The 26,423-nt window shown below is 72.9% G+C and carries 22 protein-coding genes and 3 tRNA genes; 17 read left to right on the top strand and 8 right to left on the bottom strand.

The features are described from left to right. Positions 1-598 precede the first annotated feature (598 nt). A complete protein-coding gene (locus IF655_RS09640) occupies positions 599-904 on the bottom strand; it encodes a YtxH domain-containing protein (protein WP_161182250.1) in 306 nt (101 codons plus the stop codon). Positions 905-1,075: 171 nt separating this feature from the next. Here IF655_RS09640 and IF655_RS09635 point away from each other — a divergent pair. The 3 genes from IF655_RS09635 to IF655_RS09625 all read left to right on the top strand — a co-directional run bounded on the left by IF655_RS09635 (position 1,076) and on the right by IF655_RS09625 (position 1,480). Beyond that, a tRNA-Asn gene (locus IF655_RS09635) sits at positions 1,076-1,148 on the top strand. 6 nt (positions 1,149-1,154) lie between these two features. After that, positions 1,155-1,227 (top strand) — tRNA-Asn (locus IF655_RS09630). A 176-nt stretch (positions 1,228-1,403) separates the two neighbouring features. After that, positions 1,404-1,480, top strand: a tRNA-Ile gene (locus IF655_RS09625). A 157-nt stretch (positions 1,481-1,637) separates the two neighbouring features. Here the strand turns inward: IF655_RS09625 and IF655_RS09620 are convergent. Continuing rightward, a complete protein-coding gene (locus IF655_RS09620) occupies positions 1,638-2,660 on the bottom strand; it encodes a LuxR family transcriptional regulator (protein WP_307814892.1) in 1,023 nt (340 codons plus the stop codon). 115 nt (positions 2,661-2,775) lie between these two features. Here IF655_RS09620 and IF655_RS09615 point away from each other — a divergent pair, with 115 nt between their 5' ends. From IF655_RS09615 to IF655_RS09585, 7 genes are all read left to right on the top strand, one after another. Next, the gene (locus IF655_RS09615) at positions 2,776-3,792 is read left to right on the top strand and encodes an FkbO/Hyg5 family chorismatase (protein WP_199583688.1); all 1,017 of its coding nucleotides are present in this window, start codon (positions 2,776-2,778) and stop codon (positions 3,790-3,792) included. Further along, positions 3,789-5,327, top strand: coding sequence for a class I adenylate-forming enzyme family protein (locus tag IF655_RS09610; protein ID WP_199583687.1), 1,539 nt, complete (start codon positions 3,789-3,791; stop codon positions 5,325-5,327). The genes IF655_RS09615 and IF655_RS09610 overlap by 4 nt, the downstream gene beginning before the upstream one ends. 61 nt (positions 5,328-5,388) lie before the next feature. Then, positions 5,389-6,297 (top strand): DMT family transporter, encoded by a 909-nt coding sequence (locus tag IF655_RS09605; protein WP_199583798.1) that lies wholly within the window; start codon positions 5,389-5,391, stop codon positions 6,295-6,297. 26 nt (positions 6,298-6,323) lie between these two features. Continuing rightward, positions 6,324-6,575, top strand: coding sequence for a chorismate mutase (locus IF655_RS09600; RefSeq protein WP_199583686.1), 252 nt, complete (start codon positions 6,324-6,326; stop codon positions 6,573-6,575). A gap of 77 nt (positions 6,576-6,652) precedes the next feature. Further along, positions 6,653-7,525, top strand: coding sequence for a class I SAM-dependent methyltransferase (locus tag IF655_RS09595; protein WP_199583685.1), 873 nt, complete (start codon positions 6,653-6,655; stop codon positions 7,523-7,525). A 98-nt stretch (positions 7,526-7,623) separates the two neighbouring features. Continuing rightward, on the top strand, positions 7,624-8,025 hold the full coding sequence (locus IF655_RS09590; RefSeq protein ID WP_199583684.1) for an NUDIX domain-containing protein: 402 nt from the start codon (positions 7,624-7,626) through the stop codon (positions 8,023-8,025). A gap of 17 nt (positions 8,026-8,042) precedes the next feature. After that, positions 8,043-8,600, top strand: coding sequence for a hypothetical protein (locus tag IF655_RS09585; protein ID WP_199583683.1), 558 nt, complete (start codon positions 8,043-8,045; stop codon positions 8,598-8,600). Positions 8,601-8,606: 6 nt separating this feature from the next. Here IF655_RS09585 and IF655_RS09580 read toward each other — a convergent pair whose 3' ends face one another. Further along, positions 8,607-9,479, bottom strand: a complete 873-nt coding sequence (locus IF655_RS09580) for a RimK family alpha-L-glutamate ligase (protein WP_199583682.1) — start codon at positions 9,477-9,479, stop codon at positions 8,607-8,609. 175 nt (positions 9,480-9,654) lie between these two features. Between IF655_RS09580 and IF655_RS09575 the strand changes: the two genes are divergently transcribed. The 4 genes from IF655_RS09575 (at position 9,655) to IF655_RS09560 (ending at position 15,237) form a co-directional block, all read left to right on the top strand. Next, the gene (locus IF655_RS09575; RefSeq protein ID WP_199583681.1) at positions 9,655-10,623 is read left to right on the top strand and encodes a hypothetical protein; all 969 of its coding nucleotides are present in this window, start codon (positions 9,655-9,657) and stop codon (positions 10,621-10,623) included. A gap of 56 nt (positions 10,624-10,679) precedes the next feature. After that, complete coding sequence (locus IF655_RS09570) at positions 10,680-12,416, top strand: insulinase family protein (protein WP_199583680.1); 1,737 nt, start codon at positions 10,680-10,682, stop codon at positions 12,414-12,416. Positions 12,417-12,522: 106 nt separating this feature from the next. Further along, positions 12,523-13,974 carry an acyl-CoA synthetase gene (locus IF655_RS09565; protein WP_199583679.1) on the top strand — a complete coding sequence of 484 codons (1,452 nt, stop codon included), beginning with the start codon at positions 12,523-12,525 and terminating at the stop codon, positions 13,972-13,974. A gap of 225 nt (positions 13,975-14,199) precedes the next feature. Continuing rightward, positions 14,200-15,237 (top strand): rod shape-determining protein, encoded by a 1,038-nt coding sequence (locus tag IF655_RS09560; RefSeq protein WP_199583678.1) that lies wholly within the window; start codon positions 14,200-14,202, stop codon positions 15,235-15,237. 197 nt (positions 15,238-15,434) lie between these two features. On the opposite strand, the gene IF655_RS09555 is transcribed toward IF655_RS09560, so the two are convergent. The 4 genes from IF655_RS09555 to IF655_RS09540 form a co-directional block, all read right to left on the bottom strand. Beyond that, entirely contained in the window at positions 15,435-16,862 is a 1,428-nt protein-coding gene (locus tag IF655_RS09555) for an NAD(P)/FAD-dependent oxidoreductase (protein ID WP_199583677.1), read from the bottom strand. After that, entirely contained in the window at positions 16,855-18,087 is a 1,233-nt protein-coding gene (locus IF655_RS09550) for an MAB_1171c family putative transporter (protein ID WP_199583676.1), read from the bottom strand. Before IF655_RS09550 ends, IF655_RS09555 begins: the two co-directional genes overlap by 8 nt. After that, the gene (locus IF655_RS09545) at positions 18,084-18,680 is read right to left on the bottom strand and encodes a toxin-antitoxin system, toxin component family protein (protein ID WP_199583675.1); all 597 of its coding nucleotides are present in this window, start codon (positions 18,678-18,680) and stop codon (positions 18,084-18,086) included. Before IF655_RS09545 ends, IF655_RS09550 begins: the two co-directional genes overlap by 4 nt. A gap of 141 nt (positions 18,681-18,821) precedes the next feature. Then, entirely contained in the window at positions 18,822-21,791 is a 2,970-nt protein-coding gene (locus IF655_RS09540) for a beta-galactosidase (protein WP_199583674.1), read from the bottom strand. A gap of 75 nt (positions 21,792-21,866) precedes the next feature. Between IF655_RS09540 and IF655_RS09535 the strand changes: the two genes are divergently transcribed. Further along, positions 21,867-22,325: an Rrf2 family transcriptional regulator gene (locus tag IF655_RS09535; RefSeq protein WP_199583673.1), complete on the top strand. Its 459-nt coding sequence runs from the start codon at positions 21,867-21,869 to the stop codon at positions 22,323-22,325. A gap of 188 nt (positions 22,326-22,513) precedes the next feature. Further along, positions 22,514-23,164, top strand: coding sequence for a DUF4360 domain-containing protein (locus IF655_RS09530; RefSeq protein WP_199583672.1), 651 nt, complete (start codon positions 22,514-22,516; stop codon positions 23,162-23,164). Between the two features lie 38 nt (positions 23,165-23,202). Here the strand turns inward: IF655_RS09530 and IF655_RS09525 are convergent, their stop codons facing one another. Beyond that, on the bottom strand, positions 23,203-25,053 hold the full coding sequence (locus tag IF655_RS09525) for a histidinol-phosphate transaminase (protein WP_199583671.1): 1,851 nt from the start codon (positions 25,051-25,053) through the stop codon (positions 23,203-23,205). A gap of 234 nt (positions 25,054-25,287) precedes the next feature. On the opposite strand from IF655_RS09525, the gene IF655_RS09520 reads away from it, so the two are divergent. Then, on the top strand, positions 25,288-26,355 hold the full coding sequence (locus IF655_RS09520) for a hypothetical protein (protein WP_199583809.1): 1,068 nt from the start codon (positions 25,288-25,290) through the stop codon (positions 26,353-26,355). Positions 26,356-26,423 lie beyond the last annotated feature (68 nt).

Here is a 26,423-nt window from a genome sequence, read left to right as displayed (position 1 = left end):
GTCCCTGGCCCGGAACCAAGTCCTCGGGCGGGCCGCCGAAGGTGAGGCGGCGGCACAGGGCCATCCGAGGGTCCGGGCAACCTGGCGGCGCGCTGGTACGGGCACCCGACCGGGGCGCTGGCTCCGGTCGGGTGCCGGGGACGAGGCAGGGGGTCAGGGGGCGGAGCCGTTCGGGGGGTGAGGCTCGGGCCGGGGGCGGAGCCCTTCGGGGGTGCGGCTCAGGCCAGGGGCCTGCCGCGCTTCAACCAGGCGTCGGCCGAGAGACGGGGGTGAGCCGGAGTGGGCGCCGGGCGGAGGGGCGGGTGAGCCGGAGTGGGCGCCGGACGGAGGGATAGGTGAGCCGGAGGCTGGCGCCGGGCGGAGAGGCAGGTGGGCTGGAGTGGGCGCCGGGCGGAGAGGCAAGTGGGCTGGAGGTCGGTGCCGGGCGGAAGGGCGGGCGCCCCGGGCCGAAGGTGCTTCCACCCCGGAGGCTCTCTGCCCCGGACGGGCACCGCATGAGGAAGCCCGGGCTCCCATCCGCTGGGTGGCCCGGGGCTCCAAGTCCGGCGGGGGGACCGGCGTCGGTGCCGAGGTGACCGGTCGGGCCCCCTGCCAAGGGCTACGTGTTGCTCGTGCCCCAGTCGTCTTCCGTCCGGGTGTGGCCGTTGCGTTCGCGGAGGGAGCGGACGCGTTGGGCGACCGGTTCCGGGACGTGTTCGCCGACCTTCTCGCCGACGGTGTGCAGCGCCTTGCCGGCGTAGACGCGGCCCTGGTGGGCGGCGGTCTCGGCGGTGTTGCGCACGGCCGGGTTCTGCGCGATCCCGCGAGCGGCCTTCTTCATCTGCTCGTACCGCTCGTGTCCGGACCGTGTGCCGAGCACGTAGCCGACGGCCAGTCCGGCGACGAACGTGAGCCGATAGCGCATGGCGGCCACCCTTCCCTTCCGTAGTCCCTGCCCAGATTCATCGTGCTGTGTGGGGCCCCGGGGGGTACCGATTGGCGGAGCACCCCCCTGCTTGCGCTAATGTATGTGTCGCAGCGAGCGCCCGCCCCCTGGCGAATACCCAGGTGGATGCGTTCGATGCAGACGAAGCGATCCCCTGTAGCTCAATTGGCAGAGCAGCCGGCTGTTAACCGGCAGGTTACTGGTTCGAGTCCAGTCGGGGGAGCTTCGATCCCCTGTAGCTCAATTGGCAGAGCAGCCGGCTGTTAACCGGCAGGTTACTGGTTCGAGTCCAGTCGGGGGAGCGCGCTGAACGAGGACCCCTTCGGGGTCCTTTTTCATGTCCGTGGGAACCGCTCTGGCCTGGGCGAAGTCCTCAAGGTCAGGAAGCAGCGCGGAAGCCGACCATCCGAAGCAGGAGATCGTATGAGCGGCTATGCTGCGGCAGACGGCGCGCACACATGTACGCGACACGCCGCGAGGGGCGGTAGCTCAGCCGGTTAGAGCAGCGGACTCATAATCCGTCGGCCGTGGGTTCGAGTCCCACCCGCCCCACCAACAAGGCCGTGCTGCAGGAACGTTCTCGCCTGCGGCACGGCGTGGCCCCTCCCTCGTGAGGGGCTTTTCGCGTGTTCGGGGTTCGGTGGCCGTCGGTCTCCGCGCGCACGCGGCGCGCGGAGACCGACGGCGGACCGTACGGGCAGCCGCCGGGCGGCTACGCGGCGGCGGACTCGTCGTCGGAGTCCTGAGTGCGTAGCAGGTAGCCCGCCTGGAACCGGGTTCGGGCGTCGAGCGACTCCATCAGGTCGGAGATCCGGCGCTGGCAGGTGCGCGCCGAGATCCCCAGGGTGCGCGCGATGACCTTGTCCTCGACCCCGTTGACGAGCATCCGCACGATCGCGGCGTCGATGGCGGCGGAGGCGGCTCTCCCCGCCTCCGGGTCGTAGTGCCCGTCGAAGGACTCGGCGGGGGACCACAGCCCCTCGAAGCCCCTGCGGAAGCCGGTCACGACCGCCGGGTCCCGCAGGACCGCGACCCCCGTCCCGTGCTCCAGCGGGACGACACCGGTGCTCCCGTCGACGATCATCAGCCACGCGACGCCCGCGGTCGTCGTGCGCGCCTCGCCGCCCCGGGCGACGAGCCGTCCGACGTACTCCCGCAGCGCCGGATCGAACCGCGCCGACTGCGGCAGCAGCAGCCGTACCCGCAGGTCGGCGTCGGCCTGCAGTCGGGCGTCGACGCCGAGCAGGGCGGCGTCCCCCAGCGCGTCCTCCTGCGAGCGGGCGAACAGCACCTCGTCGCCCGCGTCGGCGAGCAGCCCGGCCACCACCCCGTGCGCGACCTCCGCGTCCTCGATCCGCTGCACCGGACCGGGATCGGGCTCCCGGACCAACTGGGCGCGGTAGAGCGGCATCAGACTGTGCATCCGCTGCCGCAACTGCTCCAACTGGTGCTGCCGGGAGCGCAGTTCCTCGTCGTGCACGGCGAGCAACTGGAGTGAGGCGGTCATCGGGTTCACGGCGACGTACGCGTAACTGCAGCCGTGCACCAGGTGCAGCAGACGCAGTCCCACGAGGTCCTCGATCGCCGCACCCGCCTCCTCCTCGGTGATTCCGAGAGCCGCGGCACAGTGCGGGGCGTCCACGTACTCGTTGCGCAGGGCGAGTTCGTAGATCTGGTTGGCGACGGTGCCGGATTGCGGCACCTCAGGCAGTTCCGTTATGTCCGGTCTAGACACGGTTTTCCCTCCCTCGGCTTTACGCCATACCGAGATCGGAAACTATACGGGGGCGCCCACTTGGACCACATTTCCGTTCTATGAATCTTGAGCGTCTTCGGGGGAGTGAAGCGTGATGACCGGACGGAAGCGCCACGGAAACATCAGCGTTCAACTGCACAGATGCCCATTCGACAGAACGATCGACGCCCCGGCGGGAGGCGTCCTCGCGCGGGTCAACTTCGCCGGTGGCGTCGGCGGGACCTCGCTGGACGACGGCGCCCCGCGCCTGACCACGCACATGGTGAGCGAACACACCGAACCGGCCGAGGAAATATGGGTCAGCACCCTCCCGGTCACCGCCGGACTGGCCGGTGAGGCCGTCTTCGCCGAGGACGGCGAACACCTCTTCTACGCCGTCCGGCTCGACGCCCGGCCGGTCTACCGCGACGCCGTGCGCCGCATGTACGAGACCGCCCTGGAATTCGCGTTCGAACGCGGATACACGGAGATGGCCCGCATGTGGAATCTCGTCGGCGGAATTACCGACCCCAACGCCGACGGCGTCGAGATATACCAGGATTTCTGTGTCGGACGCGCCGAGGCGTTCGCGGCGTGGGACGACCGCGTCGGGCGGCTGCCCGCCGCCACCGGCATAGGCACCCTCAGCCAGGGCGTCGACCTCTGCTTCATCGCCGTCCGCCCCGGCCGCACCACCCACATCGAGAACCCCCGGCAGACCCCCGCCTACGAGTACCCGGTCCGCTACGGTCCCAAGTCGCCCAGCTTCGCCCGCGCGACCTGGCTGCGCGGACTCGACGACGAGCCCGGCACGCTGTTCGTCTCCGGTACCGCCAGCATCGTCGGCGCCGAGACCGTCCACGTGGACGACATCACCGGCCAGGTCGACGAGACCCTGCGCAACATCGAGGTGCTGGTCGGCCGGGAGAACCTCGCCCGGTACGGCGTGGAGCGGGACTTCGAGCTGAAGGACCTCGACCAGGTCCGGGTGTACGTCCGTGACGCCGAGCACCTGCCCCTGGTCCGGGAGCGGGTGCGCGCCGCCCTCCCCGCCCACACCCAGATCGCCTGGTTCAACGTCGACGTCTGCCGCCCCGACCTGCTGGTCGAGATCGAGGGGGTCTGCCGATGAGCGCCCCCGTCACGACCGAGGTCACCCCCGCCGCGTTACGGCCCGCCCTCGACGGCAACCTCGTCGCCCGCCTGGAGGGGCTCGCCCGTACCGGTGGCTGGCTCGACGACACCGCCTACGTCGAGGGCAGCGGGCACCTCACCTACCGGGGTCTGTTCGACGCCGCAGCCGACACCGCGACCGGACTCGCCGGGCTGGGGGTCCGCCCCGGCGACCGCGTCCTGCTCGCCCTGCCCGACGGCATCGACTTCGTCACCGTCTTCCTCGGCATCCTCCGGCTCGGCGCCGTCGCCGTCCCCGTCAACACCCTTTTCCACGCGTCCGAACTCCGCCGGAGCGAGGAGATCGCCGAACCCGTCCTGGTCGTCTGCCTGAGCGACGCCCGCCCGGCGTTCGGCGGAACGACGGTCGACCCCCTCGACCTGCGGACCCGCAGCGGCGGACCGCGCCAGGACCCCCATCCGGTCGAGCCCGGCGCCATCGCCTTCGCGGCTTTCACCTCCGGCACCACGGGCGCGCCCAAGCTCTGCTTCCACGCCCACGGCGACGCCGCCGTCTTCGACCGGGCCATCGGCTCCGCCCTGCGGATCACCCGCGACGACGTCTGCTACTCGGTGTCGCGGATGTACTTCGCCTACGGTCTCGGGAACTCCGTCCTCCTCCCGCTCCAGCGCGGCGCCCGCACCGTCCTCACCGCCGAACGTGCCGACGAGCACACCGCGCTGGCCGTGCTCGCCGCCCACCGCGTCACCGTCTTCTACGGCCAGCCCAGCTTCTACGCCCGGCTCCTCGCCCACCCCGACCGGGACCGCCTGAGCGCCCTGCGGGTCGCCGCCGTGGCCGGGGAATTCCTGCCGTACCCCGTCGAGGACGCCCTGCGCGCGCTCCTCGGCGACCGGCTCCTCAACATCTGCGGGACCACCGAGATCGGGCACGCGGTGCTCGCCAACGGTCCCGAGGCACCCCGCCCGCGCACCGTCGGCCGGGTGCTGGCCCCCTACCGGGTCCGCGTCGTCGACGACACCGGGCGCCCCCTGCCCGCGGGCAGGGAGGGGCGGCTCCAGATCGCCGGTCCCACCATCGGCGACGGCGTCCGCCGGGGCAGCGCCGCGCCGGTCCGCCTCGGTCCCGAGGAGTGGTACACCACCGGGGACGCCGCCCTGATCGACGACGGATACGTGACCCTGCTCGGTCGCCTCGACGACATCGAGATCGTCGCCGGTGCCAACGTCCACCCCACCGAGGTGGAGGACCTGCTCGGCCGGGACCCCCGGATACGGGAGATCGTCGTCTGCTCGGTCCGTCGCGCCTCGGGCGTCACCAGCCTCCGGGCCCATGTCGTCGCCGAGGACGGCGCCGATCAGGAGGAGCTGAGCGCCTCTCTTCTCGCCACCGCCGCCCGGGAGTTGACCTGGTACAAGGTCCCCGAGGACGTCGTCTTCGTCACCGCCCTGCCCCGCAACGCCACCGGGAAGCTGCTGCGCCGCGCACTGCGCGCGAGCGGCCCCCTACAGGAGGAACCCCTTGTCCGCTGATCCGACCACCGGCGCGAAGACGACCGTCGACGCGAAGACGACCGCCGCCGCCCTGCTCACCATGGTGCTGTGGGCCTCGGCCTTCGTCGGCATCCGTTACGCGGGCGAGGACATCCGCCCCGGCGCCCTCGCCCTCGGCCGCCTGTTCGTCGGCTCCGTCGCCCTGCTGATCCTGCTCGCGGTCCGCCGCGAGGGACTGCCGCCGCGCGCGTCGTGGCCGGGCATCGCCGGAGCCGGGGTCTTCTGGTTCGGTCTCTACATGGTCGCGCTGAACTGGGGCGAGCAGCACACCGACGCGGGCACCGCCGCCCTCGTCGTCGGCACCGGACCGCTGCTGGTGGCGCTCCTCGCCGGTACCGTCCTCAAGGAGGGCTTTCCCCGCCCGCTGCTCGTCGGACTGGCGGTCGCCTTCGCCGGGACCGCGCTCGCCGGGTTCTCCGGCAGCGGCGGCTCCTCCGCCCTGTGGGGCGTGCTCCTCTGCCTCGCCGCCGCCGCCGGGCACGCGGTCGGCGTGATCTGCCAGAAGCCCGCCCTCGGCCACGCCTCCCCGCTCCAGGTCACCGCGTTCGGCTGCGCCGTCGGCGCCGTCGCCTGTCTGCCCTTCGCCGGACAGCTCGTCGACGACCTCGCGGACGCCCCGGCCACCGCCGTCGGCGCCGTCGTCTACCTCGGTCTGCTGCCCACCGCCCTCGCCTTCCTGACCTGGGCCTACGCGCTGTCCCGGATGTCCGCGGGACGACTGGGCGCGACCACGTACGTGGTGCCCGCGCTCACCGTCGTCCTCGCGTGGCCCGTGCTCGGCGAACTGCCCTCCCTGCTCGCGATCGCCGGTGGTGTGCTGTGCCTGCTGGGCGTCGGCATCTCCCGTCGGCGTGCCGCCCCGGCACCGGCTCCTGCCGTCACGCCCGAGCAGACTCCCGCGCCCGAACCCGCGGCGGGTGCCGCCGGTGGCACGGGGAGCCCCCGTTGACCCCCACCTCTCTCCAGGAGACCCTCATGTCCCCGAGCCGGCAGACGCAGTCGGAGAGTGCCGAACCGCACGCCCGCATCGCGTCGATCGACTCCGCCATCATCGAGCTGCTCCACCAGCGCCGCAGCGCGGCGTCCGAACTCGCTGCCCTGCGCCGCGCCGGTCGCGCCCCCCGCGTCCAACTCGCCCTGGAGAACGAGGTCGTTCGCCGCTACAGCGAGGAACTCGGAAACTCGGGAACCCGGCTGGCCCTGCTCCTCCTGCGCGACCCCGCCTGACCCGCCCCACCCAGGAGACCCCTCCCGCACGGAGGGGTCTCCTCGCCGTTCGCGGGGTTGATGTTGAATACAGCCCCATGAGCGAGAGCGAGCGCACCGCCAGCCGGACCGCGGTGCTGGTCTGTCAGGGCCGGGCGGCGGCGGACGGCAGATTCGCCGCGGACCGCTTCGGCGATCCGGTGGCGGTACGGCTGCTGCGCGCGGCGGAGCGTACGGCCGTGGACGAGGTGCGCGCGGGTACGCCGCCGCAGGGGTGGCAGGCGCGCACGGCGTACGAGAGCGTACGGGCGTGCGCCGAGGTGGTCGTCCCGCGCACCGTCGCGATCGACGACGCCCTGCGCGCCGGTGTCTCCGGCCAGCTCGTGATCCTCGGCGCCGGACTCGACACCCGCGCGTGGCGCCTGTCCGCCCTCGCGGCGACGGATGTCTGGGAGGTCGACCACCCCGCCTCCCAGCAGGACAAACGCGCCCGCCTGGCCGAAGCCGCACCGGAGGCTACCGCCCGCTCCGTACGCTTCGTCCCCGTCGACTTCGCCACCGACGACCTCGGCGCCGCGCTGGACGCCGCCAGTCACGACCCCGCCCTGCCGACCACCTGGCTGTGGGAGGGCGTCGTCCCCTATCTGACCCGCGACCAGATCCACGCCACCCTCTCCGCCCTCACCGCCCGGACCGCCCCCGGCAGCACCCTCGTCGTCAACTACCAGTCCCCGTCCGCCAGAGCCGCCGCGGGCCGCCTCCTCACCCGCCTCCTCGGCAACGCCATCACCGCGGGCGAACCCTGGCGCTCCCTGTGGACCCCCGCCCAGATGGCCACCCTCCTCGCCGAACACGGCCTCCGGGTGACCTCGGACACCTCCCTCCTCACCCTCGCGGAGACCCTGGGCAGCCCCACCCGGGGACGCACCTCGCTGAAGTCGGGGCGGGTGGCGGTGGCGGAGGGCGGCTGAGCGCGTGCGCTGCCGTTGCGCTTCCGTGCGCGGGGAGGCGGGGCGCGGGCGGCGCCGTACGGTGGAGGCGGCGTTGTTTCCGGCCGGGGGAGGGCCGCGTGGCCGTGCGTCGGGTGGGGAGGCGGGGGTGTCTGGCCGCCATCGTCACGCCTCGTCGGGAGATCCTGCTGCAGCTCCGGGACGACAAGCCCGCTATCTGCCGGCCCGGTTACTGGTCGCTGCTCGGAGGCGGTCTGGAGCCGGGGGAATCGCCCCGGGACGGGGTGCTCCGGGAGATCCGGGAGGAGGCCGGGATCGTGCCGGACCGGATCGAGGAGGTCGGGGTCGAGCCGCTGGAGGCGGGGAAGACGCCGCCGCATGTGTTCCTCGGGTCCTGGGACGGGGACGAGCGCCGACTCGTGCTGGGGGAGGGGCAGGCGTTGCGGCTCGTTCCTCTGGGTGAGTTGCCTGCGCGGATGCCGCCGCATGTTCCGCACTATCTGCGGCAACTGGGGCTCTGAGCGGCAGCATGGGGCGCATGGATCTCGACTTTCAGCTCGTGCTGCTGCGGCGGCTGGCCGATCATCATCCCGAACTGGCGGAGGACGCGCGGCTGCGGCTGGGGGCGTCGCTGACCGAGATGCGGGAGACCAATCGGCGCTGGCAGGCGATGGCGCGGTCGAAGAAGTGGCGGTCGGCGGCGGAGCGGTACCGGGTCGTGCTGGGGACGCCCGAGGTGGTCGAGGCGCGGCAGGTGGGCGGGATGGCGTGCGAGGCGTGGCAGTGGGGGCTGTCGCTCTGGCCGGACCTGCGGTTCGAGGTGCTGGTGGGGGAGGGCGGGACCGTGCTCACCGAGTGGCTGGTCCGGCGCCCCGAGGCTGCCGTACCGCTGCCGCGGACGCTGGAGGACCTCACCGGGTGGTCGTACACGCTGGACGAGGTCGCCCGTGCCTTCGCGCCCGTACGGCCCGTGCAGAGCACCGCGCCGACCCGGCAGGCGCTGGTCTTCACCGCGCCGGACCGGGACGGCACACCGCACGAGGTCGCCGCCGAGTTCACCTGGGGGCTGCTGCAGCGCACGGCACTGCGGGACTGACCGTCCTCAGGACGCCGCCGCGACGATCTCCCGCGCAACCTTCGGCAGCGACTCCGGGTGCAGGAACAGGAACAAGTTCGGCTCCACCAGCTCCAGTTCCATCAGTCGGGGCAGACCGTCCGCGCCGTCCACCACGTCCACGCGGGCGTAGAGGAGCCGCTCGGAGCCGCCCGGCACCGCCGCCAACGCCGCCTCCGCCAGCGCGAGTTCGTCCTTGGTCGGCTGCCACTGCTCCAGACCGGGATGCGGGGTGCGCGGCGCGTCGTACGCCGTGCCCGGGGTCAGCACCGCCCCCTTGCGGCTGGCGTGGAGCAACCTGCCGCCGACGTACTGGAGCGCGCGCTCGCCACCGGTGTCCACGGCGCTCATGTACGGCTGCACCATCGCGGTGAGCCCCTCGGCGTGCAGCCTGGCCAAGTGCCGTACGGCGACAGCCTGTTCGGCGGGGGAGTAGCGCGCCGCGTACCGCGCTCCCGCGCCCGAGGCGGGCTTGATCACGTACTCGTAGCCCGAGGGCAGCTCCGCCGGGGAACCCGGCGCGATGTACCGCGTCGGCACCGTGCGGACCCCCGCCGCCGCGAGATCGCCCACGTACCGCTTGTCGCGGTTCCAGTGGATCACCTCGGCCGGGTTGAGCAGCCGCGTCGCCGCGTCCACCCGGTCCACCCAGGCGGCGAACTCGGCGGTGCGCCAGGCGTAGTCCCAGGTCGAGCGGACGACGACGAGGTCGTACGCGGACCAGTCCACGTCCGGGTCGTCCCAGAAGCGGCTCTCCGCGTCGGCGCCCGCCTCCCGCAACTCCCGTACCAGCTCGGGCAGATCGGTGTCCCGGGTGGGACCGGTCCCGGGGTCGTAGGTCGCGAGGGCTGTTCGGGGCACGGGGGGCGTCCTGTCCTACGGCGATGCGATCACCGGCGAGGCTAGCAACCGCCCGGGAACCGGGACAGCCCCGCCGACCCCGGACCGCCGTACCCGCGAGGGCACGCGCCGCCGAGGCGCCCTCGCACCCGCCCCGCCCGACCGCCCTGTCCGACCTTCCGCTTACGATCCGCACATGCAGCACACACCCGCCTCTTTCGCGTCCCGTATGGCGCGCCCCGACTTCGACATCGCGTCGGCCTACCCCGAAGCCGCCTGGCTGCGGCAGGTCGCTGCCGCGCGGGACTGGGCGACCGTGCGCGGGTACGTCGACGGGCTGCCGCGGGGGACCAACCGCAGCTTCGTGGTGAGCATCCTGGCGGAGGTGCGCGGCAGCGAGGAGTGGATGCGGCAGATCCTCGCCACCGCGCCGGACGACGTGCTCGCGCTCACCGTGCTCGGCGCCCGTGAGGTGAAGATCGGCTGGGAGATACGCACCGCCGCCTCCGCGAAGCACGTCAGCCGCAAGCAGTTCGAGGGGCTGCACGCCCATCTGCGGCTGGCGGAGCAGGCGTTGATCCGGGCGACCGCGCTCGACCCGACGTTCGACGCCGCCTGGGCGGAACGCCTGACCACCGCGATGGGGCTGCAACTGGGGCAGGCCGAGGCGCGCCGCCGGTACGACCGGCTGTCCGCCGTCCACCCGCACCACATCACCGGTCAGGCGCGGCTGCTCCAGCAGTTGTGCCCCAAGTGGAGCGGCAGTTGGGAGGCGGCGCACGCCTTCGCGCGCGAGTGCCTCACGGGCGCCCCCGAGGGTTCGCTGAGCGGCGGCATGGTGGCCGAGGTCCACTTCGAGCACTGGGTCTCGCTGAACGCGCGCGAGCGGCAGGAGTACCTGCGCCGTCCCGAGGTGCACGCCGAGCTGATCGAGGCAGCCGAACGCTCCACGCTGAGCCCGCACTTCCGCCCCGACTACCAATGGGTCACCGTGCAGGGCTACTTCGCCGCCATGTTCTCCCTGGTCGGCGACCACCCCCGCGCCGCCGCCTGCTTCCGCTCGCTGAACAACCTCGCCTCCGAGTACCCGTGGACCGAGCTGGACGGCGTGAACGCCGCGGACTCCTACATCAAGCACCGCAACGCCGCCCTGGCCAAGGGCTGAGCGGTACCCGAGGACCGCGGCACCCCGAAGACCGACCAGCCCCAAGAGATCCGGACATGAACCTCCAGACCCCCCTCCTCCACACCCAGGTCGACGGCATACCCACGCTCTTCGCCGAGACCACCGGACCGCTGCGCGCCGGGCTGGTCTTCCGCGTCGGAGTCGCCGACGAGACGCTGGCCCGCACCGGGGTGACCCACCTGGTCGAGCACCTCGCCCTGCACCGGCTCGGCGTGAGCGATTACCACTTCAACGGCGAGACCAAGTCGGCGTTCACGCACTTCTACATCGAGGGCGCCGAGCACGAGGTCACGACGTATCTGAGCACCGTCGCCGCCTCCCTGCGCGAGCTGCCCATGGAGCGCCTGGAGACCGAGAAGGAGATCCTGCGCACCGAGGAGTCCCGCCGCTCCTCGCCCCAGCTCCCGCTCTGGCGCTACGGCGCGCAAGGGTACGGTCTGGCCAGCTACCCCGAGTGGGGCGTGCGCGACCTCGGCCCGGACGCCGTGCGCGAGTGGGCGCGGACCTGGTTCACCCGGGGCAACGCCGTGCTGTGGATCGCGGGCGAGCGGATGCCGGGCGACCTGTCGCTCGGGCTGCCCGAGGGCGACCGGCGCCCGATGCCCGCCGTCACCTCCGCGCTGCCCGAGACCCCCGCCTACTTCTCCGACGGCAAGGGCGGCGTGCTGCTCGACGCCGTCGTCACCGACACGGCAGCCGCCCGGCTGTACGCGGGCATCCTGGAGCGCGAACTCACCCGCGCCCTGCGCCAGGAGGGCGGCTACTCCTACACGGCGGCCACCGACTACACCCCCCGGCGCGACGGCCACGCGACCCTGACCGCCTTCGCCGACGCGCTGCCCGCCAAGCAGGGCGCGGTGCTCGGCGGGTTCGTCGACGTCCTCGCCGCCTTCCAGGCGGGCCGGATCGGGCAGAGCGCGCTGGACGCGGTGCGCGGCCGGTACGCCTCGGGGCTCGCCGCGCCCGACGCGATGGCGCTGCGACTGCCCGCGCTCGCGGAGGACCTGCTCGCGGGCCGCCCGGTGCTGACCCCGGCGGAACTGAGCGCCGAGCTGGCGGCCGTGACCACCGAGCAGGTGCACGCGGTCGCCCTGGAAGCCGCCGCGACCGCCCTCATGCAGGTCCCCGGCGGACTCTCGGCGGACTGGGCCGGGTACACGGCGGCGCCCACCACCTCGCCGTACACCGTGACCGGCCGGAAGTTCTCCGAACAGGGCGGCGGCAAGGCGACGCTGGTCGTCGGCGCCGACGGCGTCACCGTGACGGGACCGCACGGCAGCGGTCCCGAGTGTGCGGCGACGGTGCGGTACGCCGAGTGCGCCGCGATGCTCGCCTGGCCCGACGGCGGACGGCGGCTCATCGGCACCGACGGCATGGTCGTCGAGGTCGAGCCCTCCCTCTACGGCGTCGACGCGGCGACCATGGCGGGCATCGACGTGGCCGTGCCGCGCGCCGCCGTCGTCCCGCTGCCGCCGAGGCAGCAGGTCCCGACGTCGCAGAGCCCCGAGGCGGCGTCCTCGTCCTCCGGCTCCGGCGGTCGCGCGGGACGCCCCGCGCCGACCCGGCGCACCGCCCTCCAGACGGTCGTGCTGATCCTCTTCGGTCTGTTCGGCGGACTCTCGGCGCTGGTCTCCCTGCTGTTCACTGCCTTCGGCTACGACAAGGAGTACGGGTTCACCGACTGGCTGATCACGGTCGTCGTGATGTGGGGCTTCACGGCGCTGGTGTCCTGGCCGGCGGTACGGGTGCTGCGGCGGACCCGGCGGGTCTGAGGGCGCGGACCGGGGTAGGTAGGTGGGGTCGTCCCCCGTGGTGCGTCCCCCGTGGTGCGTCCCCGTGGTGCGTCCCTCGTAGTGCGTCCCTGAAGGAGTGCGTGGCGTGTCCTCCCTGTTCCCGGCCCTGTCGTCCCCGGCGCCCGAACGGCCCGCCCTCCGCTTCGGCGCGCGGTCGCTGACCTACGCCGAGCTGGGCGCCGCCTCCGGTGCCCTCGCCGCCCGGCTGCGGGGTGCGGGACGCGTCGCCGTGTGGGCCACGCCCGAGCTGGAGACCGCCGTCGCGGTGACCGGCGCGCTGCTCGCCGGGGTGGCAGCCGTACCGCTCAACCCGAGGTCGGGCGAGCGGGAGCTGGCGCACATCCTGGCGGACAGCGCGCCGAGCCTGCTGCTGGCGGCGCCGGGTGCCGAACTGCCGTCAGGCGTACGTGACTTGCCCCTCCTGGAAGTGGACGCGTACGCCACCGGCGATGTCCCCGAGGACTACTCCCACGACGACGAGGACCCCGCCCTCGTCGTCTACACCTCCGGCACCACCGGACCCCCCAAGGGCGCCGTCCTCCCGCGCCGCGCCCTCACCACCACCCTGGACGCGCTGGCCGACGCCTGGCAGTGGACCGGGGACGACGTCCTGACCCACGCGCTGCCCCTCTTCCATGTGCACGGACTCGTCCTCGGCGTCCTCGGTCCGCTGCGGCGCGGCGGCGAGGTCCGGCACCTGGGCAGGTTCGACCCCGAGGGCGTGGCGCGCGAGCTGCGGTCCGGGGCGACCATGCTGTTCGGGGTGCCGACGATGTACCACCGCCTGGCCGAGGCGCTGCCCGGGGACCCCGAGCTGGCCAAGGCGCTCGCCGGTGCCCGGTTGCTGGTCTCCGGCTCGGCGGCGCTGCCCGTGCACGACCACGAGCGGATCGCGGCGGCGACCGGGCGCCGGGTCCTTGAGCGGTACGGCATGACCGAGACCCTGATGAACACCAGCGTCCGCGCGGACGGCGAGGCGCGCCCCGGCACCGTGGGCGTACCGCTGCCCGGGGTGGAGCTGCGCCTGGTGGAGGACGACGGCACGGAGGTCACCGCGCGCGACGGGGAGAGCGTGGGCGAGATCCAGGTGCGCGGTCCGAACCTGTTCACCGGCTATCTGAACCGGCCCGACGCGACCGCCGCCGCGTTCACGTCCGACGGCTGGTTCCGCACGGGCGACGTGGCGGTGCGGGAGTCCGACGGGTACGTCCGCATCGTCGGGCGCAACGCCACCGACCTGATCAAGAGCGGCGGTTACAAGATCGGGGCGGGCGAGATCGAGAACGCGCTCCTGGAGCTGGACTCCGTGCGGGAGGCGGCGGTGACGGGGGAGCCGGACCCGGATCTGGGCGAGCGCGTGGTCGCCTGGGTCGTACCGGCGGACCCCGAAGCACCGCCCAACCTTGAGGAGTTGGCGTCGCACGTGGCCCGGCGACTGGCGCCGCACAAGCGTCCCCGGGTGCTGCGGCTGCTGTCCGCGCTGCCCCGCAACGACATGGGCAAGGTGATGAAGCGGTCGCTGGGGGCGGGTTCCTGAACGCCCGTTCATGGGGGACGGTTCCTGAACGCCTGTTCAGGGCGGTCCGCGGCGCCGTTGTCCTGCACCCCGCCCGGCGCGTCGCGCGAAACCCCCCGTTCAGCGGCCCCCCGCCCGGCCCCCTCCAGAAGGCACCCGGTGCCGGGTCCGCGCAGGATTTCCAGTGGGGCCCGCCGAAAAGGGCGGACCTCCATGGCCCGCGCACCGCACTCGGGAGGAACCGCCGTGACCGTCAGCCTGGAGCAGTTGCGCCGCTGCCACTTCGCCGTCGACCTGGGGGCGGCGCGTACCCGCGTGTATGTGAAGGGCGCGGGGCTCGTCGTGGACCAGCCGTCGGTGGCGGCCGTGAACACCCGTACCGGCGCGCTCATCGCGGTCGGTGAGTTCGCGGAACAGATGACGGGGCGCACCCCCTCGTACATCCGGGTCGTACGCCCCGTGTCCGGCGGCACGGTCGTCGACATCGACATGGCCCAGCGGATGCTGCGGCATCTGATCGGGGACAAGATGCGGCGCGCGCTGCGCCGCAAGCCCCGGCTGCGCGCGGCTGCCTGCACCCCGCACGAGGCGGACCCGCTGGCCCAGCGGGCGACCATCGAGACGCTGGTCGGGCTCGGCGCGCGGCGCGTGGAACTGGTCGACACGCTCATCGCGGCCGCCGTGGGGTGCGGGCTGCCGGTGGAGCGCCCCGAGGCGAGCATGATCATGGTGTGCGGGGCGGCGGCCACACAGGTGGCGGTGCTCTCCCTCGGCTCCATCGTCACCGCCGAGCGCATCCCGGTGGGCGGCGAGGCGGTGGACCGGGCGATCGTGCAGCACCTGCGGCACGAACACGAACTGCTGCTGCCCAGCCAGTCCGTACGACCGCTGCAGATCGCCCTGTCCGACAACGGGCTGACCCCGCAGGGTCCGGTGTCCACCGAGATCCACGGTCGCGACGTGGCGACCGGGCTCGCCCGCAGCGTCCGCGTGGACACCGCCGCGATGCGCGACGCGATCCACACCCCGCTGCTCGCGGTCCTCGACGGCATCGGCAAGGTGCTGCGCGAATGCCCGCCCGACCTCGTGGCGGACCTCGCGGAGCGCGGCATCATGATGGTCGGCGGCACCGCCCTGCTCCCCGGGCTCGACCAGATGCTCCGCGACGCCACCGGAGTCCCGGTCCACATCGCGGAACGCCCGGACATCTGCGCGGTACAGGGCCTCGGCGCCATGCTGGAGGGCCAGATCGCCCCCCTGGTCCTCAACCCCCTCGCCGCCTGAGGCGGTTCAGTACGGCAGGATGCGCCCCGACGGCGTCCTGCGGTCGATCTCCTGCCCCCGCGGCGCCGCGGGGCGACGGCTCACCCGTACCCGGATACGACGTTCCATGACGCCCTCCTCCCGTTGCCGACGCCGAGCGCCGGTAGGGGGACGGTGCCCAGAACGGGGCAGGTTGAAGCGGGCGACTTCGTAACGGATCACGGTTTCGGGGCGGGGACGTCCGGACCGTGGTCCTGGTTCAGCCCCGCCGCCTTCCGCTCCTCCGGGGTCAGTGGGGGTTCCGTCAGTGGGGGTTTCAGGGGGCCGATCGCCGCTGCCAGGAGCATGGCCGGGGTCAGGAGGGTTTCCGCGCCGCGTTGGAGGGAGGTCACGTCGGTGACGCGGCGGGCGACTCGGCCGTTGCCGGTGGCGGTGCGCAGGAGGCGGGTGAGGTAGGGGGAGAGCAGGCGGTCGCGGAGGGTGGGGCCGGTGGGGGTGGCGTGGGGGTAGAAGACGTCGGCGCCGGTGGCGAGGTCCCAGGCGGCGGTGGTCGTGCGCGCCACCGCCTTCTGGAGGTGACGGGCGAGGGCGGGGGCGCCCAGACCGCCGCGGCGGTTCACCGTCTCGCGCAGGGCGAGCGCCGACCGCGCCGCCACCGACATGCCATGGCCGTAGACCGGGTTGAGGGCGCACAGGGCGTCACCGAGGACGGTGAAGTTGTCCGGCCACTGGGGCAGGCGTTCGTAGTGGCAGCGGCGGTTGGCCGTGGTGCGGGTGAGGGTGACCTCGGTCAACGGGGTCGCGTTCGCCAGGAGTTCGCCGATCAGGGGGTGGCGGAGACGCGTCAGGGCGTAGGGGACGAAGTCCTCCGGTGTGCGGGGGAGTTCGTCCTGCGCCGTGCCGAACAGCGTGACCATCCAGCGCCCTTCCTCCACCGGCATCAGCACACCGCCCCGACCGATGCCCGAACCCCGCACGTCCGGCTCGATGTTGACCACCGGGAAGTCCGCCCGGGCGTCCGGCGGCGCCTGGAAGAGGCGGCTGGCGTACACCAGTCCCGAGTCCACCTCGCGGCACTCGGGGGCGGGCAGACCGAGGGCGGTGAGCCAGGTCGTCGCGCGGGAGGCGCGTCCCGTGGCGTCCACCACGAGGTCCGCCGGGAGGAGGCGTTCCTCGCCGCCGACCAGGACGCGCGCCCCGGTCACCGCGTCGGCGGTGCCGGTCAGACCCACCGCCTCGGCGCCGTCCAGCAGCTCGATGTCCTTGTCGGACAGGACCAGTTCGCGGATCACCCAGTCCAGCAGATCGCGCCCGGCGGGCAGCATGTACGCGGACTCCGCCCAGCGGCGGTACCAGCCGTACGGGGACAGCGCGACCATGCCCGTCGTCATCGGCACCCGGTTCACCCCGGCAGCCCGCAGCCGCGCCTCCGCGCCGGGGAGCAGCTCCTCCAGCGCCCGCGCGCCGCCCGACCACAACTGGTGGACGTGGCGAGCCTGCGGAAGCCCCTTGCGCGGCTCGGGCCCGGACGGCAGCACGTCGCGCTCGACCACGGTCACCCGCGCGCCCGTCGAGGCGAGCGCGCGGGCCGCGAGCAGACCGGCGAGGGAGCCGCCGAGCACGACGGCGGACTTGCGTTCACTCATGGACGGCAACGCTCTCTGCTGGTTCGGCGGCAGCACGGGCGCGCACCGCCTCGATCTCGTCGGGACTGCGCAGAGCCCGGGAGACCGCCCCGATCTCCTGGAGCAGACTCGTGGTGTCCGGGCCACAGGACGCGGTGGCCGGTTCCGGCGTACGGTTCCTCGTCTCGACGGCGTCGAGGATGCCGACCGCCGCCGCCAGCGCCCGCGCCCGCTCGGGCGGATGACCGAGGGCGAGCCCGGCGGCGTACGACCGCGCGCCGAGGGCGGGGTCGATGTGCCGGGCCAGCGACAGCAGCACGTCCCGGATGAACGTCTCGCGCCGGGTCAGCCGCAGCTCGGGCGTGGCGCGCAGCACGAAGGGCACGCCCTCGCCGGTCGCGGAGCGCAACAGGAGGTACAACGGCCGCAGTTCGCGGTGCGCGAGCCGTACCCGCCAGCGGTCGCGGGCGTACTGACCGGCGTGCGGCAGGATGAAGCCGACGGCGATCAGGATCGCGGACATCGCGGCGACCGGCGGCGCCAGATCGGTGCTCAGCCAGTCCAGGTCCCGGTCCAGCCAGCGCGCGGCGACCGCCACCAGCTTGGTCGCGTCGAAGATCAGGTTCAGCACATAGCCCGCGCCAAGCAGCTTCAGCCCCCACCGCAGCCAGGCGTCCAGTCCCTCCCCGCGCACCCAGTTCCACAGCAGCCGCGAGGTGATCAGGCACGCCACCGCGTGCGCGCCGAGGTAGAGCAGGATCTCCTCGCGCATGAAGGGTGTGTTGGCGTAGTAGGTGTCCAGGTCCCGGCGTCGCTCCACCGGCACGTCGGCCAGCAGGAAGAGCACCCACAGCAGGACGATGACCCCGCAGTACACCGACACCACCCGGCGCCGCGCCCGCCGGGTGACCGCCGAGCGGTCGGCGGGACCGTTGCGCCAGGTGATGATCAGCAGCAGACAGGAACCGCAGAACGCGGTCAGCAGCGAGTAGCACCAGGGCGCCGAGATGTTCGGCACGCCGGTCAGCCGGTTCACCCGCGCGATGGTGGACGGCGAGCAGAAGACGAAGACCCCGCACGCCAGCAGCAGCAGTCCGCCCACCGCGCGCAGCAGCGGGTCGCGCCACAGCCGGACGATCGTGGGCAGCTTGATGACCAGGGCGGCGGCGAGCACCGCCGTCGGTATCCAGAAGGAGATCGAGAAGTCCCGCAGCGACGCCGGGTCCGCCAGGACCGTGCCGCTCACCGGGCGGCTCCGCCACGACCCCGGTAGCCGAGCGAACGCTGCACCGGGTCCAGGGGTGCCCCGGGCGCGGTGAGATGACCCCGGAAGAGGGTGGCCAGCCGGTGCCCGAAGTCGTCGGCGGCTGCCTCCTCGTCCTCGCGCGAACCGTCCCGCGCGGCGACCGTGAGCGCGAGGCTGCGCCAACCGGGCTCACCGGCGAGCGCGCGGGCCGCCGCACCGGCCGGTGGATGATGCCGGTGCCCGGCGTGCAGATGCCACAACTCATGCCCGAGGATCACCAGTTGCTGCACGGCTTCCGCCCGCTCCTCCACGATGACCAGGTCGAAGTCCTCGAACTCCACGCACAGACCGGTGACTTCGATCTCGTCCGGGAAGCGCTCGAAACGCAGCTCGACCGGTCGCCCGTCGCGGCGCGCGCTCATCGCCTTGCACAGCGCCCGGCACAAGTCCCCTGTCCCGACGATGGGTTGAGGCAGCTCCTGCACGGAGGTGGCCAGGGCGGCGGCCAGGGCGCGCATCGACCGGCGCCGCCGGGGCGGACCGAGCCGGGCGGCCACGCGTGCCAGCCGCTCCCGCGCGCCCGCGACGCCCATCTGTTCCCCTTCGCACCCGCCGGTGACCGGACCGTCGGAGAGCCTACGCGGACCCGTGCTGCCCCGTCATGCCGATCCCGGGTCGCGCGCCCCGAAAATTTCGACGGGCTCAACTCGGGTCGCTCACAGCCGCCTTGGCGATCACCGCCCCGGCGACGCCACCTCCCGCACCGGCACCCCGCCAAGGGACCGCCCCAGCAGCGTCAGACCCACCTTCCCCGGTCCCGACAGCGTGGTGAACTCCGACAGCACCGCCAGCGCGAGGGTGTTGGAGCCCCGGGTGCGCAGGATGCCGTTGGGCAGCACGAAGGTGTGCTGCGGACCCACGTTGTTGATGTACTGACCCAGGTTCCAGCCGTTGAGGAAGATCTGCGCCCGGTAGGCGCGGTAGGGATCGTCCTCCAGGGTCAGCCCCACCGAGGCGTCGATGTCCGCCGGTACCGAGAGCCGGAACTCGGTCCGGTACCAGGTGACGCCCTGCCGCCGCTCGGCGCGCGGGAAGTCCACGCTCTCCCAGTCGCGGTCGCGGAAGCCCGGCAGATGCCAGCCCTCGCGCTCGCCGAAGAGACCGCCGTTGTTCTGCGGTCCGCGCACCGGGTCGGGCGTCCCGCCCTGGATGCGCCAACTCACCTCGGGTGAGGCGCCCTTGAAGGCGGCGGACACCAGACCCCGCGCCGCCTTGTGGGTGTCGAGCGCCGCGCCGTCCTGGTCGTGCTGCATCCGCCGCACCAGCACCGACAGCACATGCCGCCCGGGCGAGCGGAGCTGTTCCCGCACCGGGAAGGTGGCCGTCGCCTCCCATGTCCCCTTGCGGATCGTGGTGTTCTTGTCCGGCACCGGCAACCGGTGGGTGCCCAGCGGCTCCCCGTCCAGCCACGCCATCAACAGCCCCTGCGTACCGCTGCTGTAGGCGAGCGCGACCTCCTCGATCCCGGTGGAGTCGTCGAACTCGCCCCGGTACCAGACGTCTCCGTAGTGGAAGCCGTAGTCGTCCGCGAAGAGCACCGGACCGCCCTTGGGCACCGGTGTGGTGCTGTGCGAGGTGGTGCGGTCGGCCCGCTTCCAGTCCCCGTCGTCGAAGTTGGGACCCGCCTCCGGGTTCTCGGTCCGCATCCGCCAGCCGCCCAGCTCCGGCAGCTTCACCTCGGGCACGCCGGGCAGTGTGACCGTGCTGATCAGGCTGCCGGAGAGGGTGACCCGGGTCGGCACCCTGCGCCCGTTCCACACCAGCGAGGAGACCCCGCGCGGACCCCACACCTCCAGCATGGAGTTGGAGGTGAGGTCACCGGTGAGCCGCACCTCCGAGCCGTGCACCTCGGCGTGGCGCAGCAGCTCGGGTCCGTAGACCAGCAGGCTGCCGGACGGGGTGTCGTACGGGAACAGCTTGGTGCTGGTCGCGTCGTCCGCGAAGAGCAGCAGCAGCGGGGTCTCGGTCTCGCCGCCCGCGACCAGGACCCGGCTCAGCCCGGACGCGGGACCCAGCGGCGCGTTGACGTGCAGCTCGTCGCCCTCGAAAGCCCAGCCCGCCTCGGGGTCGAGCCGGGTGGTGGTGGGCTCCACCGGGCAGTGCAGGACCAGTTCGGCCATGTCTCCCGCGCGACCCGCGAACAGGGCGACGTCCTGCCGTCCCGTTGTCATCCGCAGCACGGGCTGGCTGGTCGTGTACTTGAGCCTGCGCTTGCCGAGCGACAGCTCGGTGGCGAGCATCTTGGCGTCGCGCGGCGGCACGGTGATCCGCAACCTGCCTGCCGTGGTGGGCAGTTCGGTGGTGACCGGCTTGGTTCCGTCGTTGCGCGTGACGTACACGTGCGCACCGGTGTCCGGGTTGGTCAGGTGGTAGACCTTCAGCCCCTCCGCCTTGACCGCCTCCGCCCGCTCAAGCCGGGCGAAGTCCGGTACGCGCTGGAGGAGATGACCGAGCTGGTGCAGCGGGGCGATCTTCTCGGTGACGTTGCGGGCCTCGTCGATCGCGGCGCCGTAGTCGTACGACGTGTAGACCACCGGCGCGGGCAGCCAGCCCCACGAGGTGCCGCCGAACGCCATGTAAATGTTGTGCAGCGTCAGCCCGTTGGCGAGGTTCGTCAGATAGAACCGGCGCTCGTACGCCGAGTCACGGGTGCGCCGCGCCTCCGCGTACCCCTTGCCGTCGAACCAGGCACCGCCCCACGGATCGAACCAGCCGCCCCCGAACTCGGGCACGAAACCGGGCGTGTGCGGCGAGGCGGAAGCCCCGCCGGTCGCGCCGCCGGGTCCGAACGTCCCCCAGTCCGGCGGGGTCTGGGAGGGCGAGGGGTAGCCGTCGAAGCCGTACAGCCAACGCCCTTTCTCCCCACCGGTGTCGAAGGAGCCCGGCACCCAATGACCGTTGCGTCCCTTGTCGTTGTGGAAGAGGGAGACGTCGATCCCGTCGGCGCGCACCTTCTTGTACAGGTGGGACATGTACTCCCGGCCCGTCGCCTCGGTGACGTGCGCGTCGTACTCGTTCTCGATCTGGTAGAGCAGCACCGTGCCCCTGCCCCGGGTGAACAGGTGCTTGCGGACGATCCGGTTGACCTCGGTCAGCCACTCGTCCACGTGCCCCAGATACACCGGGTCGGCGGTGCGCGCGCTGCCCTCGGTCACCGTGAGCCAGCCGGGGAAACCGCCGCCGTCGACCTCGGCGTTGATGTAGGGACCGGGGCGCAGGATGACGTACAGACCGGTCTCGGCGGCGGTGCGCAGGAACAGGTCCAGGTCGCGGACGCCGGTGAAGTCGTACTTTCCGGGCGCGGGGGAGTGGTAGTTCCACGCGACGTAGACGCTCACGGTGTTGAAGCCGTGTGCCCGCATCTTCTGCAGCACGTCCCGCCACAGCGACGGGCTCGGCAGCCGGAACGGGTGCATCTCGCCGGACCACACCACCAGCCGCCTGCCGTCCACGAGCAGCGAGTGCCGGTCGTACCCGATCGTGTGCCGGTGACCGTCGGCGCGCGGCGGTTCGGGCGCCGGACCGGTGCTCGCGGAGCGCGCCGCGTAGGCCGAGGGTGCCCCGGTGCCGCCGCTGCCGCCCAGGGCGAGGCCGAGCGCGGCCGAGCCGGTCAGGGCACTGAAGGTACGTCTGCTGAGCGCCAAGGTCGATCCTCCCGGGCGATCCTACGGGGCGTGGGTCCGGCCATTCTCCACGCCCCGGCGACCCACAATGGACGCATGAGGATCTCGGCGCGGGCGGACTACGCGGTACGGGCGGTGCTCGAACTGGCCGTACGGCAGGGCGACGGCCCGGTGAAGGCGGAGGAAATCGCGGGTGTCCAGGACATCCCGCACAAGTTCCTGGAGGGCATCCTCGGCGATCTGCGGCGCGCCGGGATCGTCGACAGCAGACGCGGCGGAGGCGGCGGTTACCGGCTCGCGCGGGAACCCGCCGCCGTCACGGTCGCGGACGTCATCCGCGCGGTGGACGGCCCGATCGTCTCCGTACGCGGCGAACGCCCGACCGAACTCGCCTACACCGGCACGGCACGACCGCTGCTCCCGCTGTGGATCGCCCTGCGCGCCGGAGTACGGCAGGTACTGGAGGGCGTCACCCTCGCGGACCTCGCGGCGGACGCCCTGCCGGAACCGGTCCGGGCGCTGACGGCACAGCAGGCGGCGTGGGAGAACCCGTGAACCGTGTACGCGGCACGCATGGCGCGGGTGCGTGAACAGGCCGGTGTGAATGGCCGGAGCGCGCCCTGCCGCAGGCGGACGGCGCTTTCTACGCTTCCCGTGCCTCCCCGCCTTCACAGGTGTCACACAGGTTCTTCAAAGCTCAACCGGCGGGCGGGGCTCCACGCCTTCGCGACCCTGGGAGAGACATGACCGGCGGACTCCTCCTGAGCGGCGCCGTCGCCGCTCTGCTGACCACCGCGCTGCCCGCGCACGCTCCCTCCTCCGTCCTCGACAACCCGCCCCCGGACAAGATCGTCATCGACGTGGCCACGGTGAACGGGTCCGGCTGTCCGCAGGGGACCGCCGCGGTGGCCGTCTCCCCGGACAACACCGCCTTCACCGTCACCTACAGCGACTACCTCGCCCAGGCGGGCGGCACCTCCGACCCCACGGCCTACCGCAAGAACTGCCAGCTCAACCTGGTCGTGCACGTGCCGCAGGGTTTCACCTACGCCATCGCCAGCGCCGACTACCGCGGCTTCCTCTCGCTCCAGCCCGGCGCGAGCGCCACCCAGAAGGCGTCGTACTACTTCCAGGGCTCCTCCAGCACCGTCGCCCGCACCCACCCCTTCAGCGGCGCGTACAACGACGACTGGCAGGCCACCGACACCACCGACTGGGCCCAACTGGTCTGGGCGCCCTGCGGGGTCCGGCGCAACTTCAACATCAACACCGAGCTGCGGGTGAACGCGGGCACCACCTCGCCCGGCAAGGTGAGCTTCATGACGATGGACTCGACGGACGGGGACATCAGCACCGTCTACCACCTGGCGTGGCAGCAGTGCCCCGGGAGCTGAGCGCCTGAGCGTTCCCCGGGTCACGTCTCGTCGGACCGTCAGACCGGCTGGCCCATCCCCGCCGCGTTCGGCCAGCTCTGCGCGCTCGGCCAGCCGGTCGCCGGAGCCGGGGTCAGCCCGGCGGGCGGCGCCGGAGCCGGGGTGCCGGGGGCGGTCATGCCGCGCACCTGGGCGGCGGTGAGCCCGCCCCGGGCGGGGACGCCGGGCGGGGTGGGGCCCATCGCCGCCGGAGCCATCGCGGCTGGAGCCATCGCCGCCGGAGCCATCGCGGCTGCCGGTGCCATGGGAGCCGCCGGTGCCATGGGAGCGGCGGGAGTCATCGCCGCCGGTGCCATCGGCTGCGGCGCGGGCGGCATCTGCGGCTGCACCGGGACCTGTTGGGGCACGACGGGCTGCGGCGCCAGCGGCTGCGCCGGGATCTGTGCCGCCGCCGGGATCTGCTGGGGCGCGGGCGGGAGCGGCGGCTGCGGTGCCGGGGGCAGTTGCTGCTGCTGCCGGGGAACGGAGGCGGCGGGCTGCGGGGGCGGCGCCATCGGTCCCGCCTGAGCCGCCGCCGGCACCGGCATCCCGCCGCCGGCCGGCGCTGCGGCGGCGGGGAGCGGCATACCGGTGCCGGCGGCCGGGGCTGTGGGGAGCCCCGGGGAAGGAGCCGCGGCGATCGCCTGCGCGGGCAGTCGCATCCCGGCCCCGTTGGTCTCGTTGATCAGCCGGTCCACGGCCGCGGTGCCCGAGCTGTAGGCGTTTCCGGCGCTCAGCTCGGGGACGGCAGTCTTCTTCCTGGTCTCGTAGAGCACGTGCTCCAGACCGGTCACCAGTCGGCGCACGTCGGGCTCGGGGCGCACCACGAGCCGTACGAAACGGCTGGACGAGCCGATCTTGTTGCCGCACTCGCGGACCAGCACCCGATGCTCGGTGAGCAGCCGGTCGCGGACCACGGTGCCCTCGGCGCCCAGCGGAAGGCGTACGAAGAGGAAGTTGCCCTGCGAGGGGTAGACGGTCAGACCGGGCAGCCCGGCCAGTTGGCTCGCCATCTCCAGCCGGTCCCGGCGCACCTGGAGCAGGCTCCGCGCGTACTCGGTGCCGTGCTCCTTCAGCATGAACACCACATGTTCCGCGAAGGAGTTGAGGTTCCACTTGGGCAGCATCGAGCGGACCTTGCCCGCGAGCGCGGGATTGGCGACCAGATAGCCGAAGCGGATGCCGTGCAGACCGAAGTTCTTGCCGAGGCTGCGCAGCACGATGACGTTCGGGCGGAGCATGGCCTCCTGGACGACGCTGGGCTCGGCCTCCGCGTCCGCGAACTCCAGGAACGACTCGTCGATCACCACCAGGTCCAGGTCCGCCATCGCGTCCATGAACTGCACCACCGACTGTCTGGACAGAAAGCCGCCGTCGGGGTTGTTCGGGTTGCAGATCACCGCGACCTTGGTGCCCCGCTTGCGGATGAACTCGCCGTAGCGGGCCAGGTCGAGCGCGAAGCCGTTGGCCTCCTGGAGCGGGAACATGTCGACCCGCTTGCCGGTCTCCATCGGCTGGTCGGTCCAGCGGCCGAACGTCGGCACCGGCACCGCCAGCGACTCGCGGACCAGCAGATGGTCGATCCAGGTGATCAGCTCGGTCGAGCCGTTGCCCATCGCCACGCACTGCGGGGGGAGTTGGAGCAACTGGCACAGCTCGGCGGTGATCGTGTCCGCGCTGCTCGGGTAGTACGTGATGATGTCCCGCAGCCGGGCCGCCATGTCCTCGAACATCTCGGGCGTCGGGAAGTACGGGTTGCACGGGATGCAGAAGTCCACCGGGCCCGCCCCGTCGTTGCCCCGCCTGAGCGCCGCCATCGAGGGGCTGTGCGCGGCGGTGCCGCGGAACAACGAGGTGACGTTGTCAGGCAAGGAAACCTCCGTCGAAGGGCGACCCGTGGGGGCAGGGGCCACTCATGCATACGGAAACGACGGAGGTGGCGTTCAACTCGGGCGTCACGTGAGCCACTTCACTCCGCCGCCGCGGCGCCTCCCCCGAATTCTCCCGGATCGAACATGGCGCGCGGGAACTCTGCCGGTCCCGCACGAAACCTTCACAGCCGCGCCTAGGAACGTGACCCCGCTGGAATCTAGTCTTCCCGCGACATGGACTACTGCCACCCGTGCCGACGGCACCTCAACGGCGCCCTGGCCTGCCCCGGCTGCGGCGCCCCCGCGCCCTCCGCCGTCGCGCCCGTGGACGTGACCGTCGCCCCGGCTCCGGTGGGGGCGGCGCCCGACCCGTACGGGACGGCACCTCAGGGGTACGCCGGTGTGCCTCAGGGCTACGCCGGTGCGGCGCCCCAGGGTTACGCCGGTGAACCCGCCCCGGCACCGCAGACCGCCCAGGGCTACGCCGCTCCGCCCGCGCCCCTCCATCCGGAGCCCCACGCCGAGCCCGCCGCCCGGGCGAGGGTCCCCCGTCAGGCAGACCGCCGCGCCGAGCCCGCAGCCCATCCCGCCCACGCAGCCCACGCCGCCCAGGAGCCGTACGCCCCGCAGGGCGGGACCGGACTCGACGGCGCGACCCCCGCGAACTCCGAGCCGTACGCCCCCGCCCCGGACGGCACCCACCCCGAGTCCGGCGCCGACCGCGTCCCCGACGAAGACCCCGACACGGACTTCGACGACGACTTCGACGACGACGATCCCGACTCCGACCTCAGCCGCCGTGACCGCAAGGCCGCCGCGCACCGTCGTCGCCGTCGCCGCACCCTCCTGATCGTCACGGGGTTCGTGCTGGCGGCGGGCGCGCTGAGCCTCGCCGAGCTGGGCACCGACGCGCCGTTCTCCATAGACCGCCCCGCCGCCTCCGGTGACGCCACCCCGGACGGCGGCGCGGGCTCGGCCAAGCCGGACCCGACGGCCGCGACCCCGCAGGGCGCCGCGGGCGCCGGGTCCGGTCGCGCGTCCGCCTCCGCCTCCCCGGACGCCTCGCCCTCCACGTCCGCGTCCAAGAAGCCCAAGCACAAGACGTCCCAGTCCGCCGAAGCCCCGGCCGAGGTCACGCACGCCGCCCCCACCGCCCCGGCCGCCGAGGCTCCGGCACCCGCCGACACCACCCCGGCGCGCCCGACGGCCACCCAGACCCACGGCGACCCGGCACCCGACCCCACCCCGACGACCCCGCAGCCGTCCAAGTCCTGCGACCGCTTCCTGTGGTGGTGCACCTGACGCCGCCGAGCCGGTCCCCTCTTTCCGGCGCACCCGGCTGTTAAGTTGGGGCAAATCGGTCACGCCCG

It is taken from the genome of Streptomyces sp. DSM 110735 (genome assembly GCF_016482685.1).
Taxonomy (GTDB): Bacteria; Actinomycetota; Actinomycetes; order Streptomycetales; family Streptomycetaceae; genus Streptomyces.
The sequence above is the reverse complement of the archived record's forward strand: the minus strand, read 5'-3'. Positions and strand labels throughout refer to the sequence as shown.